The 14,602-nt window shown below is 72.7% G+C and carries 14 protein-coding genes; 10 read left to right on the forward strand and 4 right to left on the reverse strand.

What is annotated here, in order from left to right:
- Nucleotides 1–55 precede the first annotated feature (55 nt).
- Nucleotides 56–733, forward strand: a complete 678-nt coding sequence (locus tag ACZ6SA_RS38610) for an ABC transporter ATP-binding protein (RefSeq protein WP_347649070.1) — start codon at nt 56–58, stop codon at nt 731–733.
- Nucleotides 730–2,658 carry an FtsX-like permease family protein gene (locus ACZ6SA_RS38615; RefSeq protein ID WP_465833830.1) on the forward strand — a complete coding sequence of 643 codons (1,929 nt, stop codon included), beginning with the start codon at nt 730–732 and terminating at the stop codon, nt 2,656–2,658. Before ACZ6SA_RS38610 ends, ACZ6SA_RS38615 begins: the two co-directional genes overlap by 4 nt.
- A gap of 21 nt (nt 2,659–2,679) precedes the next feature.
- On the opposite strand, the gene ACZ6SA_RS38620 is transcribed toward ACZ6SA_RS38615, so the two are convergent.
- A complete protein-coding gene (locus ACZ6SA_RS38620; protein ID WP_347649068.1) occupies nt 2,680–3,681 on the reverse strand; it encodes an LLM class F420-dependent oxidoreductase in 1,002 nt (333 codons plus the stop codon).
- Between the two features lie 80 nt (nt 3,682–3,761).
- On the opposite strand from ACZ6SA_RS38620, the gene ACZ6SA_RS38625 reads away from it, so the two are divergent.
- Nucleotides 3,762–5,189: a sulfatase family protein gene (locus ACZ6SA_RS38625; RefSeq protein ID WP_347649067.1), complete on the forward strand. Its 1,428-nt coding sequence runs from the start codon at nt 3,762–3,764 to the stop codon at nt 5,187–5,189.
- Here the strand turns inward: ACZ6SA_RS38625 and ACZ6SA_RS38630 are convergent.
- On the reverse strand, nt 5,183–5,860 hold the full coding sequence (locus tag ACZ6SA_RS38630; protein ID WP_465833832.1) for a FadR/GntR family transcriptional regulator: 678 nt from the start codon (nt 5,858–5,860) through the stop codon (nt 5,183–5,185). The two genes, ACZ6SA_RS38625 and ACZ6SA_RS38630, sit on opposite strands and share 7 nt — an antisense overlap.
- 110 nt (nt 5,861–5,970) lie before the next feature.
- Between ACZ6SA_RS38630 and ACZ6SA_RS38635 the strand changes: the two genes are divergently transcribed.
- Genes ACZ6SA_RS38635 through ACZ6SA_RS38645 form a run of 3 tightly spaced genes read left to right on the forward strand, consistent with a single transcriptional unit; the run spans nt 5,971 to nt 8,643 of the window.
- Nucleotides 5,971–6,702 (forward strand): (Fe-S)-binding protein, encoded by a 732-nt coding sequence (locus tag ACZ6SA_RS38635; protein ID WP_347649065.1) that lies wholly within the window; start codon nt 5,971–5,973, stop codon nt 6,700–6,702.
- Entirely contained in the window at nt 6,699–8,099 is a 1,401-nt protein-coding gene (locus ACZ6SA_RS38640) for a lactate utilization protein B (RefSeq protein ID WP_465833834.1), read from the forward strand. Before ACZ6SA_RS38635 ends, ACZ6SA_RS38640 begins: the two co-directional genes overlap by 4 nt.
- Complete coding sequence (locus ACZ6SA_RS38645) at nt 8,086–8,643, forward strand: LutC/YkgG family protein (protein ID WP_347649063.1); 558 nt, start codon at nt 8,086–8,088, stop codon at nt 8,641–8,643. The genes ACZ6SA_RS38640 and ACZ6SA_RS38645 overlap by 14 nt, the downstream gene beginning before the upstream one ends.
- Here the strand turns inward: ACZ6SA_RS38645 and ACZ6SA_RS38650 are convergent.
- Nucleotides 8,633–9,652: a baeRF2 domain-containing protein gene (locus tag ACZ6SA_RS38650; protein WP_443156117.1), complete on the reverse strand. Its 1,020-nt coding sequence runs from the start codon at nt 9,650–9,652 to the stop codon at nt 8,633–8,635. The genes ACZ6SA_RS38645 and ACZ6SA_RS38650 overlap by 11 nt on opposite strands.
- 1 nt (nt 9,653) lies before the next feature.
- Nucleotides 9,654–10,058: a DUF2795 domain-containing protein gene (locus tag ACZ6SA_RS38655; RefSeq protein ID WP_465833836.1), complete on the reverse strand. Its 405-nt coding sequence runs from the start codon at nt 10,056–10,058 to the stop codon at nt 9,654–9,656.
- A 77-nt stretch (nt 10,059–10,135) separates the two neighbouring features.
- Here ACZ6SA_RS38655 and ACZ6SA_RS38660 point away from each other — a divergent pair, with 77 nt between their 5' ends.
- From ACZ6SA_RS38660 to cobT, 4 genes are all read left to right on the forward strand, one after another.
- The gene (locus ACZ6SA_RS38660) at nt 10,136–11,215 is read left to right on the forward strand and encodes a GNAT family N-acetyltransferase (protein WP_465833838.1); all 1,080 of its coding nucleotides are present in this window, start codon (nt 10,136–10,138) and stop codon (nt 11,213–11,215) included.
- An 81-nt stretch (nt 11,216–11,296) separates the two neighbouring features.
- Complete coding sequence (gene cbiE, locus ACZ6SA_RS38665) at nt 11,297–12,472, forward strand: precorrin-6y C5,15-methyltransferase (decarboxylating) subunit CbiE (RefSeq protein ID WP_465833840.1); 1,176 nt, start codon at nt 11,297–11,299, stop codon at nt 12,470–12,472.
- 70 nt (nt 12,473–12,542) lie between these two features.
- A complete protein-coding gene (locus tag ACZ6SA_RS38670; protein WP_347649058.1) occupies nt 12,543–13,388 on the forward strand; it encodes a sirohydrochlorin chelatase in 846 nt (281 codons plus the stop codon).
- A gap of 96 nt (nt 13,389–13,484) precedes the next feature.
- Entirely contained in the window at nt 13,485–14,573 is a 1,089-nt protein-coding gene (gene cobT, locus ACZ6SA_RS38675; protein ID WP_347649057.1) for a nicotinate-nucleotide--dimethylbenzimidazole phosphoribosyltransferase, read from the forward strand.
- Nucleotides 14,574–14,602: the final 29 nt, after the last annotated feature.

Here is a 14,602-nt window from a genome sequence, read left to right on the forward strand (position 1 = left end):
GTCCCGGCCGCCCGGCCGATCCGCCGCACCCCCGGCCGGCCCGAGGCTGGACGCCATGAACGACGTACTTGTTGGACGAGCCCTGGCCAAGAGGTTCGGGCAGACGGTCGCCCTGGGCGGCGTGGACATCACGGTACGAGCCGGCGAAGCCGTGGCGATCATGGGCCCGAGCGGGTCCGGCAAGTCGACGCTCCTGCACTGCCTGGCCGGGATCATGAAACCGGACTCGGGGGAGGTGCACCTGCTCGGCCAGCGCATCGACGCCATGTCCGAGCGCCGGCGCAGCGCCCTGCGCCGCACCCGCTTCGGCTTCGTCTTCCAGTTCGGCCAGCTCCTGCCCGAGCTGCCCGCCGAGGAGAACGTGGCGCTCCCGCTCATGCTGGACGGGGTGCCGCGAGCGCAGGCCGTGCGCCGGGCGCGCGAGTGGTTCGGGCCGCTCGGCCTGCAGTCCATGGAGACCAGGCGGCCCGGCGAGCTGTCCGGCGGCCAGGCGCAGCGGGTGGCCATCGCCAGGGCGCTGGTGAGCCGGCCGGCCGTGGTGTTCGCCGACGAGCCCACGGGCGCGCTCGACCAGCGGACCGGCCACGACACGATGCGGCTGCTCGCGGAGGCGACCAGGCACAACGACGCATCCCTGATCGTCGTCACCCACGACCCGGACGTGGCCGCGTGGTGCGACCGCACGGTCGAGGTGCGCGACGGCCTGATCCTGCCGAACGGGGTGCGCGCGTGAACCTCGGCCTGACCTGGCGGCTGCTGAAGGGCGGCGGCAAGGGGATGCTCGGCACCTGGCTCACCCTGGGCGCCGTCGCCGTGTCCACGGCGCTGCTGCTGTTCGCCGTGGCCGCGAACTTCGCCTTCGAGGCCAGGGGCGAGCGTGGCGCCTGGCGCAACCCGGTCCCGGCGACGTCCGGCGCGGTGGCCGTCCAGGCGTCCCGTTTCGACTACGTACGCGACCAGGCGATCACCGTCGTCGACCTGGGCGCGCTCGGCCGGGCGCCGGCGCCTCCCGGCATGCCGCGCTTCCCCGCCCCGGGCGAGGTGTGGCTCTCACCCGCGCTGGCCGAGCTGGCCGCGCGGCTGCCCGCGGCCGAGCTCGCCGGCCGGTACCCCGATCCCGCCGGCGTGCTCGGCGACGAGGCGCTGATCCATCCGGACGAGCTCGTCGCCGTCGTCGGGCACCAGCCTGACGCCCCCGCGCTGACCGCTGCCCGCAGTGACGACTGGGTCATCGCCAAGCCGCCGGTCAAGGTGGCCGATCTGGCGGGCACGCCGAGCGAGGACTCGGAGGCGTACCGGGTGCTCGCGCTCATCGCGAGCGTGCTCATGGTGGTGCCGCTGCTGGTCTTCGGCGGCGCCGCGGCCAGGCTCACCGTGGCCAGGCGTGACCAGCGGCTGGCCGCGCTGCGCCTGGTCGGCGCGACGCCGGGGCAGGTCGTCGGCATGACCGTGGCGGAGGCGATGATCGTGGCGCTGGCCGGCGCCCTCGTGGGGACGGTCGCGTTCGCCCTGGCCGTGCCGTTGCTGGCGGGCATCGAGATGCAGGGCGGCCCGTGGTTCGCCGCGGACCTGTTCCCCGGCCCGCTGGTCCTGGCCGCGGTGCTGGTCGCGGTGCCGCTGCTGGTGGGGCTCTCCGCGGTGATCGGGCTGCGGCGCGTCGTGGTGAGCCCGCTCGGCGTGGCCAGACGGGAGACCCCGCCCGCCATGCGGTTCGTACGGGTGCTCGCCCTGCTGGCGGCGCTGGCCGTGTTCCCCATGCTGACCCGGGACTCCAGCGTCTCGATCGTCGCCGCGGCGCTCGGCCTGGCGTTCCTCTGCGTCAACCTGGCCGGGCCCTGGGTCGTCGGCATGATCGGCAGGATCACGGCCGCGAGCGCGCGCGGGCCCGCCCGGCTGCTGGCCGGCCGGCGGCTGGTGGACGACCCGCGCTCGGCCTGGCGCACCGTGAGCGGCGTGGCGCTGACCGGCTTCGTGGCGGGCTTCCTCGGCCTGCTCAGCCCGGGGGCGTTCGAGGAGCAGGCCGGGCCGCCCCAGCTCCGGGTCACCGCGCCCGCCGGGCAGGCGGCGAAGGCGACCGAGCAGGCCCGCGAGCGGCTGGCGACGGCCAAGGTGCCGGCCACCGTGAAGGCGTCGGACGGGGTCGTCGTCGCGGCTCTGGGCAGCACCGCCGACGCGGCGACCGTCGATCGGGCGCGCACCGCGCTCGCCGGGCTCGTTCCCGGCCGCACCCCCACGACGAAGGACGACGACCAGCGGTTCGGCACGCAGATCCTGGCCGACGTCCGCGTGGGCACGATCGTCGTGCTGTCGGTGTCGTTCCTCGTGGCCATCGCCAGCGCGGGCATCACGGCCGCGTCGGCGATCCTGGACCGGCGGCAGACGTACGGGCTGCTGCGCCTGGCCGGCACGCCGCTGGAGGTGCTCGACAGGGCCCGCCGCGCCGAGACGCTCATCCCGCTGGCGGTGATGGGCGGCGGCGCGATCCTGGTGGGGGTGTTCTGCGCGACGCCGTTCATGCTGGGCGGGATCAGCACGGTGGGCGCGGTCACGCTGCTCGCCTGCGTCGCGGTCGGCTTCGCCGGCGTGGTCGGGGCGGGGGCGCTGAGCCGGCCGCTGCTGCGGTCGGTCACCACCGACCCGGCGCCGCGTCCCGACTGACCGGCGTGCCCGTAGGGCCGGTCAGCCCAGGACGAGGTCGCGCACCAGCTTCAGCGAGGGCTCGTCGCGCGGGCCCATGACCAGCAGGCTCGTGACAGGGCTGGCCCGCCAGAGCTCCAGCCGTTCCTTGATCCGGCCGGGCGGGCCGACGAGCGAGATGCCGTCGGCCAGCTCGTCCGGGATCGCCCGGAACGCCTCGTCCTTCTTCCCGGCCAGGTACAGCGACTGGATGTGCTCGGCGGCCTCGGCGTACCCCATCCTGCCGATGATGTCGGCGTGGAAGTTGCGCTGCTTCGCCCCCATACCGCCGATGTAGAGGGTCAGCATCATCTTCACGCCGTCGAGGGCGGAGCGGACGTCGTCGGAGATCACCACCATCACCATGGCCGCCACGTCGAAGCCCTCGGGGGCGCCCGCCAGCGACGCGCCGTACATCTCCTCGATCTTGGAGGGGAACGCGAACAGCGGCAGCCAGCCCTGGGCGATCTCGGCGGCCAGGGCCACGTTCTTCGGGCCCTCGGCCCCGAGGTAGACGGGGATGTCGGGGCGGAGCGGATGGGTGATGAGCTTGAGCGGCTTGCCCAGCCCGCCCGCGAGCGGGAGCGGGTAGTGCGGGCCGTCGCTGGTGACCGGCTCCTCGCGGCGCCAGACCTTGCGCATGATCTCGACGTACTCGCGGGTCCTGGCCAGCGGCTTCGCGAACGGCCGGCCGTACCAGCCCTCCACGACCTGCGGGCCCGACGCGCCCACGCCGAGCAGCAGGCGGCCGCCGGTGAGGTGGTCGAGGGTCATCGCCGTCATCGCCGTCGTGACGGGCGGCCTGGCCGAGATCTGGGCGATCGAGGTGCCCAGCTTGATGCGGCTGGTGCGCGCGCCGTACCAGGCCAGCGGGGTGAAGACGTCGCTTCCGTACGCCTCCGCGGTCCACACCGAGTCGTAGCCGAGCCGCTCGGCGGCGAGCACCGACTCCGTCGCGTCGTCGGCGCCGCGCTGCCAGTAACCGAGATTCAGGCCGAGCTTCATGATCCACCTCCGGAGGTAGATTCCATTCACCCCGGGGCGCTCCTCCGTGTCAACGGACATCTCGGGGGAAGTGGAAGCTCGTGCTGAAGGCCCTGTCACGACTCGTCTGCCTGCTGCTTCTCCTGCCGGCGGGCGGGATCGCGACGGCCGAGGGCGGCTCCCGGCCGAACATCGTGTTCGTGCTGGCCGACGACCTCGAAACCGGGACGCTCGGCTATTTCCCGAACATCACCCGGCATCTCCTCCACCGGGGCGCCTCGTTCGAGCGGTATTTCGCGACCAATCCCTGGTGCTGCCCGTCGAGGGCGTCGACGCTGCGCTCGCAGTACGTCCACAGCCATCGCGTATGGACCAACACCGCGCCGGAAGGCGGGTTCGACCGCTTTCATCGGCAAGGCCTGGAACGTTCCACCATCGGGACCTGGATGAAGCAGGCCGGCTACCGCACCGCCCTCATGGGTAAATATCTCAACCACTATCCCGGCGCCGCGGCCCGGGAGACGTACGTGCCGCCCGGCTGGGACGAGTGGGCCGTGCCGGTGCGCGAGCTCTACCAGGAGTACGGTTACCGGCTCAACGAGAACGGCCGCGTGGCCGACTACGGCTGGTCGGAGAACGACTACCTGACCGACGTGCTGTCCCGCAAGGCCCGCGACTTCGTCACGAAGTCGAAGCAGCCGTTCTTCCTCTACCTGGGGGCCATCCCGCCGCACAACCCGGCCAACCCCGCGCCCCGGCACGCCGGCGCCTTCCCCGCCGCCAAGGCGCCGCGGACCCCGTCATTCGACCAGGAGGACGTCAGCCGCGAGCCGCTGTGGATGCGCGAGCTGCCGAGGATCGGGCCGGCCGGGGAAAGGCGGATCGACGAGCGGTTCCGCGCCAGGCTGCGGGCCATGCTCGGCGTGGACGACCTCGTGGGCTCGCTGGTGAAGACCCTGCGCGAGTCGGGCAAGCTCGACGACACCTACCTGTTCTTCGCCTCCGACAACGGCTTCCACCTGGGCACTCACCGGCTCAAGCGAGGCAAGACCACCCCGTTCGAAGAGGCGGTCAGGGTGCCGCTCGTCGTCCGCGGCCCCGGCGTGGCCGCGGGCTCCAGGGTCTCGTCCCTGGCCTCCGTGGTGGACCTGCCGGCGACGTTCGCCGCGCTGGGCGGGGCCCCGCTGCCGCCGTTCGCCGAGGGGCGCTCGCTGGTGCCGCTGCTCGGGGGCCGGCCGCCGGCACAGTGGCGCAGGAACGTGCTCGTCGAGTTCGCCAGGCCGGCCAACAGGGAGTCGGCCCGGCAGACCCCCGTGCCGGGTTATCGGGCGTTGCGCACGGACCAGTACACCTATGTCCGGTACGACACGGGGGAGCGGCAGCTCTATGACCTGCACGAGGATCCGTACCAGCTGGACAACCTCGCGGGGAGCGCCGATCCCGCGCTGGTGGCCGGTCTGGAGCGGCGGCTGCAGGCGATGACGGCCTGCTCGGGCGCCACCTGCCGGCAGGCGGACATGGCTCAGTGACCGGACAACGACGGATACGCCTGCGCCAGGTGCTCCGAGACCGCCCTGGCGGCCTCGTCCGCGTCGCCTGCCTCGATGGCCCGCAGGATGCGTACGTGGCCGGCGCGCAGGATCGTGGTGTCCCCGAGGCGTTCGACCGCTTCGACCGCGTACCTCCGCATCGAGTCGCGTAGCGAGCGCATGATGGCCGCGATGAGCCGGTTGCCGGACGCGTCAGCGATCGCGCAGTGGAAGGCGGTGTCGTGCTCCACGAACTCCTCCGCCGTTCTCGCCCCGTCCATGCCGGAGAGCGCGGCGGCCAGCGCGGACGTGCCGGCCCGCGCCGAGGCCGCGTGGGAGGCGGCCCACTGCTCGATCATGTGCCGGGCGTCGATGACCTCGCGCAGCTCCAGGCCCGCCATGCCGAGGTGCAGCCGGAGCAGGTCGGTCAGCGCCGTGTCGGGGCGGGAGGTCAGCACCGCGCCCGCGTCGGGGCCCCTGCCCACCTGCGAGGAGACCACGCCGAGCGACTCCAGGACGCGCATGGCCTCGCGTACGGACGACCGGCTGACGCCGAGCTGCTCGGCCAGCTGGCGTTCGGCGGGCAGCCGGTCGCCGGCGGTGAGGCCGTCCTCCGAGATGCGCCGCTCGATCTGGGCGAGCACGTCCTCGAACGTCCGCGTCCGCTTCACGGGACGCCAGCCGCCGTCGCCCAACGGAACCTCCCCATGGTGGCCGAAAAGAGTACGGTTCGATATGGTCTGACCATACTGTGGTCGGACCATACCTCAGAGGGAGAGTTGTGCGAGTCGCTCTGTTCATCACATGCGTGAACGACACGCTCTTCCCCGGCACGGGCAAGGCCGTCGTGTCGCTCCTGCGCAGGCTCGGCTGCGACGTGGACTTCCCCGCCGCCCAGACCTGCTGCGGGCAGATGCACGTCAACACCGGCTACCGGGAGGAGGGCGTGCGGCTCGCGCGGCACTTCACCGAGGTCTTCGCCGGGTATGACGCGGTCGTGGCGCCGTCGGGGTCGTGCGCGGCCATGGTCCGCGAGCAGTACCCGAAGCTGGCCCGGCCGGGCAGCAGGGGAGCGGCGGCGATCGCCGAGGTCGCTCCGAAGGTGTACGAGCTGTCGGAGTTCCTGGTCGACGTTCTGAAGAAAGACGACGTTGGCGCATATTTCCCGCACCGGGTGACATATCACCCGACGTGCCACTCGCTCCGCGGGCTCCGCCTGGGCGACCGGCCGGCCAGGCTGCTGCGGAACGTCCGCGGGCTCGAGCTCGTGCCGCTGCCCGGCGCGGAGGAGTGTTGCGGCTTCGGCGGCACGTTCGCGGTCAAGAACCCGGCCGTCTCCGCCGCGATGGGCGCCGACAAGACCCGCAACATCCTGGACACGGGGGCCGAGGTGCTCTGCGCGGCGGACAACTCGTGCCTGATGCACATCGGCGGCACCCTCAGCCGCCAGAGGACCGGGGTCAGGACGATGCACCTGGCCGAGATCCTCGCATCGACAGAGGAGGCCCAATGAGTGCCACGTTCCTCGGCATGCCAGGAAACTTCTCGAAAAACGCCTCGCAGGCCGTACAAAACTCACAGCTCCGCTACAACCTCCGCAAGGCCACCCACACCATCCGAGGCAAGCGCGCCGGCGTCGTCGCCGAACTGCCCGACTGGCAGGAGCTGCGCGCGGCCGGCAAGGCCATCAAGGACCACACCCTCCGCAACCTCGACCGCTACCTCGTCATGATGGAGGAGGCGGTGACCAGGGCGGGCGGCACCGTCCACTGGGCCAGGGACGCCGCCGAGGCCAACCGCATCGTCACCGGCCTGGTGCGGGCCACGGGCGAGCGCGAGGTCGTCAAGGTCAAGTCGATGGCCACCCAGGAGATCGGGCTCAACGAGGCGCTGGCCGAGCAGGGCATCGCGGCGTACGAGACCGACCTCGCCGAGCTGATCGTCCAGCTCGGCGACGACTTCCCCAGCCACATCCTGGTCCCCGCGATCCACCGCAACCGGTCGGAGATCCGGGAGATCTTCCTCGACAAGATGCCCGAGGTCCCGGAGAACCTCACCGACGACCCACCCGCGCTGACCGAGGCGGCCCGGCTTCACCTGCGCGAACGCTTCCTCAGGAGCAAGGTCGCCATCTCCGGCGCGAACTTCGTGGTGGCCGAGACCGGCACCCTCGTCGTGCTGGAGTCCGAGGGCAACGGCCGCATGTGCCTGACCCTCCCCGAGACGCTCATCAGCGTGGTGGGGATCGAGAAGCTCCTCCCCTCATGGCGGGATCTCGAGGTGTTCCTCCAGCTCCTTCCGAGAAGCTCCACAGGCGAGCGGATGAATCCCTACACGAGCATGTGGACGGGCGCCGTCGAAGGCCAGGACTTCCACCTGGTCCTGATCGACAACGGCCGCACCGACGTGCTCGCCGACGAGGTGGGCCGCCAGGCCCTGCGCTGCATCCGCTGCTCGGCCTGCCTGAACGTCTGCCCGGTCTACGAGCGCGCGGGCGGCCACGCGTACGGCTCGGTCTACCCCGGCCCGATCGGCGCGATCCTCACCCCGCAGCTCAGGGGCATGTCGTCCGAGCTCGACGCCTCGCTGCCGTTCGCCTCCAGCCTCTGCGGGGCCTGCTACGACGTCTGCCCGGTCGCCATCGACATCCCGGAGGTCCTGGTGGACCTGCGCTCCAAGGCCCCTCACGCGGCCGCCGAGCGGGCGGGCATGAAGGTCGCCGGCTGGATACTCAACGACCACGTACGGCTCGCCGGGGCCCAGCGCGCGGCCGCCCGCCTGCGCGGGCTGCTGCCGAAACGGCTGCCCGGGCCGGCGTCGGCGTGGACGGACACCCGGGATCTCCCCGAGATCCCGGCCGAGTCCTTCAGGGACTGGTGGAAGCGAGGAGGGCCGGATGAGCGCGCGTGACGAGATCCTCGCCAGGATCGGCCGGGCCGTGGCGGGCGCGGAGGACGTCGAGATCCCGCGCGGCTACCGCACGACCCAGCGGGTGGACGATCTCGTGGGGCTGTTCGCCGAGCGGGTCGACGACTACCGCGCGATCGTGCACGTCCTCCCCGAAGGCGACGTCCCCGGCAGGATCGACGAGCTCACCGGCGACCGGCGGATGATCATCCCCGACGGCTTCGGCCGCGCGGGCGGCTGGTCCGACCTCGGCACGGCCGACGGCGTGATAACCGGCTGCGCCGTGGCCATCGCCGAGACGGGCACGATCGTCCTCGACCACGGCCCCGGGCAGGGAACGAGAGCGCAGACGCTCGTCCCCGACTACCACCTGTGCGTGGTGCGGGCCGGCCAGATCGTGGCCGGCGTGCCGGAGGCCGTCGCCCGGCTCGACCCGTCGCGCCCGCTCACCTGGATCAGCGGCCCCTCGGCCACCAGCGACATCGAGCTCAACCGGGTCGAAGGCGTGCACGGCCCCAGAACGCTCGAAGTGATCATCAGTACCTGAGCACGGCGGCCACGTCGGCGACCGCGTCGGTGAACCACAGCTCCGCGTCCGTCATCGCGGCCGCCCTGACCAGCGCGGAGTCGGAGCGCTCCCGTACGGGCTCGGACACGCCCCAGCGCCGCAGCTCGTCCGGGTCGGTGGCGAGCTGGGTGCCGCCCTCGCCGATCCAGACCGGCTTCGGCAACTCACCGGGCGTGAGCACGGCCTGCACCCGGCCCTCGCGCAGGGCGTGCGCGACCCGCGCCATCCCGGTCGGCCCGCCCGTCTCCTGGTGACGTTCCAGCAGCTCGGCCCGCTTGCGGTCGAGCCAGCCGTCCAGCGCCCGCTCCACGTCCTCCTCGAACTGGCCGTGGTTGGAGCGGCTGCCGTGCTCGACCATCAGCACCCTGTCGGCGGTCTTGGTGCCGAGGTGCTGCAGCAGGTACGAGCGCGACTTGGCCTCGCCCGCCACCAGGATCAGCTCGGGACCGATGCGGCGCGCCTGCTCGTCGACCTCCTGCGCGACGGCCATGGCGTTCTTCTCCCAGGTCTCGTCCACCGCCCGCTCGTACCGCTTCTGCGACCAGCCGCCCTGGGAGGTCTTCTGCAGCGGCCACGAGGCCGCCTCCACGACAGTCTTGCGCGGCGACCCGGCGCCGAACACCGTCACCTCCGCCCCCGCGTGGTCCACGATCACCCGGATGTGCGGCACGTTCTCGCCGCGCCGCGCCAGCATGGGCGTGACGCACGGCAGCGGCGACCACAGGGCCAGCAGGTGCGGCGGCTCGGCCAGCGGCTCGGCCAGCACCACGTCCCCGTGGGCGGCGAACAGCGACCGCCCCGGCGTGGCCAGGCGTGCCTCCTCCTCCAGAGCGTCCAGCGTGGCCTTGCGGCTCTCGCCGTTCGGCTGCAGCCGGTCGCGCAGGCTGCGCCACTGGGCCTTGCGCTCGGGGATGGTGAGCGCGCCCAGGTAGACCGAGGCGTACGGGCCCTTCCGCTCGTACAGCGGGCGGATGAGGTCGAGCCGCACGTCACCACCTCCGCTTTTCCACGCCGAGCCCGAGCGCCTCCGCCACCTCCGCCACATTCGTGAAGCGGCGCTCCGGAAGGGAGCCCACCATGTCGGCCACCTGGTCCGGCGCGTCCACACGTGCGGTGTGCCGAGCCAGGTCCTGTTTCGACGCGGGCCAGTGCGCGTCGCTCAGCCACTTGGCCAGTTCGCTGCGGACGTCGACCCCCCGTTGCGTGATGCCCTCGGGGGTGCCTGGCTCGTGTCCTGGCGGGTACGACTGCGCCTCCTCGCCGGGAGCGGGCATGGCCTCGGGCTCCTTCCACTCCTCGGCGTGCGTCGTGCCACCGCCGCGGATCATGCCCTCGGTCTCGTGCTTCTGCTCTTCGTCCAGCCGGGGACCGTGCTTGTCGCTCCCACGTTCCATGGTTCTCTCACTCCTCTCAATTGCGCCCCTACCCCTGCTTTCGTGGGCAAACATCGCGAGTGTGTACCCTGCCGAGGGTGTTCGATCCCGACGTGAGCATCGCGACGGAACGGCTGACGCTGCGGCCGTTCGGCCTCCAGGACGCCGCGCGGATCCGTGCCATCGTCAAGCGACACGCCCGGTTCCTCCCGCCGGGCGCGCCCGACAGAGCTTCGGGCGTCCCCGCCTGGCTGGCCAGGGGCGTGCACGAGCTGCGCCGCTCGGGGCAGGGCATCCACCTGGCCATGATCGACGCCGAAGGGCTCGTCGTGGGCGCCATCAGCCTGTTCAAGACCTCGTGGAGCGCAGGCACGACCGAGGTCGGCTACGGGGTCCACCCGCTCTACCGCGGGCGCGGCCTCGCCACGGAGGCCGTACGCGCGCTGGTGGCCTGGACCTTCGAGGCCACCGCACTGCGCAGGATCGACCTGACCGCCGACATCGGCAACATCGCCTCGCTCCGCGTGGCCCAGAAAGCGGGCTTCACCTGGGAAGGCGTGCTGCGGGCAGCGGTGCTGGACGACGACGGCCCGCACGACCTCGTCATGTTCGGCCTGCTGCGCGAGGACCGCCGCGTCCCCTCCGACACCCTGCCCAGGACGGAGCTGCGCACGGAACGGTTGCTGCTCAGGCCGCCCGCCCCCGACGACGTCCCCGACCTGGCCGCCACGGCCGCCGACCCGGTCACCCAGGCCAGGACGGGCGTGCCGCGCGGCTACACCGAAGAGCACGCGCGGGAGTTCATCGACTTCTGCGAGCGCACCCGGATCAGGGGGGCGGGCATCGCCTGGACCGCGGTGGAGCAGGAGACCGGCCGCTACGCCGCGACCGTGGACCTCAGAGACGTCGACTGGTCCCACCGGACCGCGGAGATCGGCTACATGACCGCCCCCCGGGCGCGAGGCATGGGGTACGCGGGCGAGGCCGTGCTCGCGATCGCCCGCTGGCTGTTCGAGCGGCACGGCTTCAACCGGCTCCAGCTGCGCGTGGCCGTGCCGAACGCCGCCTCCCAGCGCGTGGCGGAGAAGGCCGGCTTCGTCCGCGAGGGCGTCGCCCGCGCCTCGCTGGGCGGCGGCGACCTGGTGGTCTACAGCCTCATCCCGTCCGACCTGGCCTGAAGGCACACCGGACTTTCCCTTCCACCCTTTGTGAAACCACCCGGTAGCCGTCACCCTTGAGATGAGGGACGGTGAGGCGTGATGATCACGGTGGTCGGCTGGGACGGATCGGATCTCTCCCCCAAGGCGGCGGAGAAACTGCGCGAGGCCCGGCTCGTCATAGGTCCCGACGCCATCCTGGGACAGCTCAAGCTCTCCGCGCCGGCCGTGCCCGACGGCTCGCTGCTGGAGACCCTCGACGACCATCTCGAACACGGCGAAGGGCCCGTGGTCGTGCTCGCGGAGGGCGATCCCGGCTTCTTCGGCGTCGTGCGCACCCTGCGGGCCCACGGCGCCAAGCCGGCCGTGCTGCCGGCGATGTCGCTGGTCACCCGCGCCTTCGCGTGCGCCGGGCTCAACTGGGAGGACGCGCTTGTCGTCGCCCCGTCCGGCCCTGCCGAGCTCGGCCGCGTCGTCAACGCCTGCCGCGCCCACCCGAAGGTGGCGCTGCTCGTGGCCCCCGGCGCCGGTCCCGGCGAGGTCGCCAGGGAACTGGCGCCCACCACGCCGCGCGCGCTCCTGGTGTGCGAGGACCTCGGCGGGCCCGACGAGCGCGTCACCCACAGCCGCATGGGGGAGGCCACGACCCGGCCGTGGAAGGACCCCGACGTGGTGCTCGTCGTCGACCCGCTCCACCAGCCCAAGGAGCCGAGCTGGGTCGCGGGGGCGCGGCCCGGGCCGGCCGAGTGGGCGCTGCCGTTCGAGGGCGCGCTGCCCGCGCAGGCCAGGGCGTACATCCTGGCCAAGCTCGGCCCCCGCCTCGGCGACCTGGTCTGGGACGTGGGCGCGGGCGCCGGCGAGATCGCCGTCGAGTGCGCCAGGCTGGGCGCGGCCGTCGTGGCCGTCGAACGCGACGAGGACTCGTGTGCCAGGCTCCGCGCCAACGTGCTCGAACACGGCGTCAAAGTGGCCCTGACCAGGGGACAGGCGCCGCCGGCGCTGGAGCCGCTGCCCGATCCCGACGCCGTCTACGTGGGCGGCGGCGGCCCCGACGTCATCGTCGCCTGCGCCGCCCGAGGCCCCCGCTCGCTCGTGTGCGTGGTCAGGAAGGTGGAGCAGGTGCCCGCCGTGCTCGGCCGCCTGCGCGAGCAGGGTTACCACGGAGAAGGCACCCAGATCCTGGCCTCGACACTCACCCACGACCCCGACGGATCCCACCACCTGACCGCCGCCGAGCCGGTTTTCGTCGTCCACGCGACACCCGCGCACACAACGTGACCTGTTCCCTACCGCTGTGCATCGGTTATCCTCGCGTGACTTTGTCTAGCGCACCGGAGAATCCCTCACAATGAAGCCGCCGCTCCTGCTGATCGGGCAGGGCTCACAGGATGACGCCTACGCCGCGGAGTTCGGCAGGTTCGTACACCGGCTCCGCTGCCGCCTCGACCAGACGGGCGCCGACGTCTCGGGCGGCTACCTCGAGCGCGCCACGCCCAGGCTGAGCGACTCCGTCGCCTCCCTGGTCGCCAGGGGGCACCACCGGCTCGTGGCGCTGCCGCTGAGCCTCAGCAGGGTGGGCGACGACTTCCCCGCCGCGATGGCCCGCGAGCAGCAGCGCCACCCCACGCTGATGTACGACCACGGCCGTCCCCTCGGCCCCGACCCCCGCGTGCTCGCCCTGCTGGCCGAGCGGCTCAACGACGCCGCCACCGAGATCTCCAGGCCGCGCGCTCTCGAACTGGCGGGCGCCAGGCCGCGGCTGCGGGCCGTCGACTCGCTGCCCGCCGAGGAGCACCACGCGCACGTCGAGCCGGGTGACACCGCCGTCGTCCTGGTCGGCGAGGGCTCGACCGACGCGGCCGCCAACGCCGAGATCCACCGGGTCTCGCGGCTGTTCTGGGAGACGCACGCCTACGACTTCATGACGGTCGAGACCGCGTTCGTGTCCGTCACCCCGCCAGGGGTGCCCGGCGGGCTCGAGCGCTGCCGCCGCCTGGGGGCCAAGCGGGTGATCGTGGTGCCCTACCTGCTGTTCGCCGGCGGCCTGCTGGAGCGCGTGTGGGCGCAGGCGCTGGCGTACGGTGCGGGGCACCCCGATCTCGACATCCGCTGCGCCGAGGTGATCGGCGACTGTGAGACCCTGGCGGACGTCGTGATCGACCGGTACGAGGAAGCGCTCCAGCTCGTCCCGTGACCGCCGGTCCACCGCCCCTTGACAGAGGTTCACCCCCTCCAGCTCGTCCCGCTCCCGGAGGTCCACTCCAGCTCGTCCTTTGACCCGGAGGTTGCCGTGCTCGCAGAGACGCTCGCCGCGATCCGCCCCGCCGACCAGCGGGCACTCGCCGAGGCCCGCGCCCACCAGGACCGCCTCACCAAGCCGCGCGGCTCGCTCGGCGCGCTGGAGGACGTCGCGATTCGGCTCGCCGGCGCGGCGGGCGCCTGCCCGCCGCCCATGCCCGCACCCGCGGCGCTGGCCATCTTCGCCGCCGACCACGGCGTGCACGCCCGCGGCGTCTCCCCGTGGCCGCAGGAGGTCACGGTGCAGATGGTCGCCAACTTTCTCTCCGGAGGAGCTGTCGCCAACGCCTTCGCCGCCCAGGCGGGCGTACCGGTGACGGTGGTCGACGTCGGGGTCGCGGCCGACCTGCCCGACGCTCCCGACCTCGTCAAGCGCAAGATCGCGTACGGCACCGCGGACCTGTCCCGAGGGCCCGCGATGACCGTCGACCAGGCCGTCAGGGCGCTGGAGGCCGGCATCGTCGTGGCCAGGGGCCTGGTGGCCGAGGGCGCGCGCTGCCTGATCGCCGGCGACATGGGCATCGCCAACACCACGGCCTCGGCCGCCCTCGTCTCCGTCTTCACCGGCAAGGACCCTGCCGAGGTGACCGGCAGGGGCACCGGGATCGACGACGGGACCCACGAGCGCAAGGTCGCCATCGTCCGCGAGGCGCTGCACGTCAACGGCCTGTCGCACGGGGAGTCCCAGCCCGCCGCCGGCTCGTCGCCCAGCGAGGCGCTGCGGGCCCTCGCCGCCGTCGGCGGGTTCGAGCACGCCGCCATCGCGGGCTTCATCCTGTACGGCGCGGCGGCACGCGTGCCGGTGATCCTCGACGGCGTGATCGCGGGCGCGGGGGCACTCGCGGCGGCCGCGCTCGACCCCGCCGCCACCGACCACTGCGTCGCCGGGCACCGCTCCGCCGAGCCCGGCCACGCCGCCACGCTCGACCACCTCCGCCTGCGCCCCCTGATAGACCTGGAGATGCGGCTCGGCGAGGGCACCGGCGCGCTGCTCGCGCATCCCATGATCTGCGCGGCCGTGCGGATGATGCACGACGTGGCCACGTTCGACGCTGCAGGGGTGACCGAGAAGCCCGTGTGACACCTGGAGGTGAGAGCTTGTCCCGCTAC

Source organism: Nonomuraea sp. NPDC049378 (assembly GCF_055586745.1).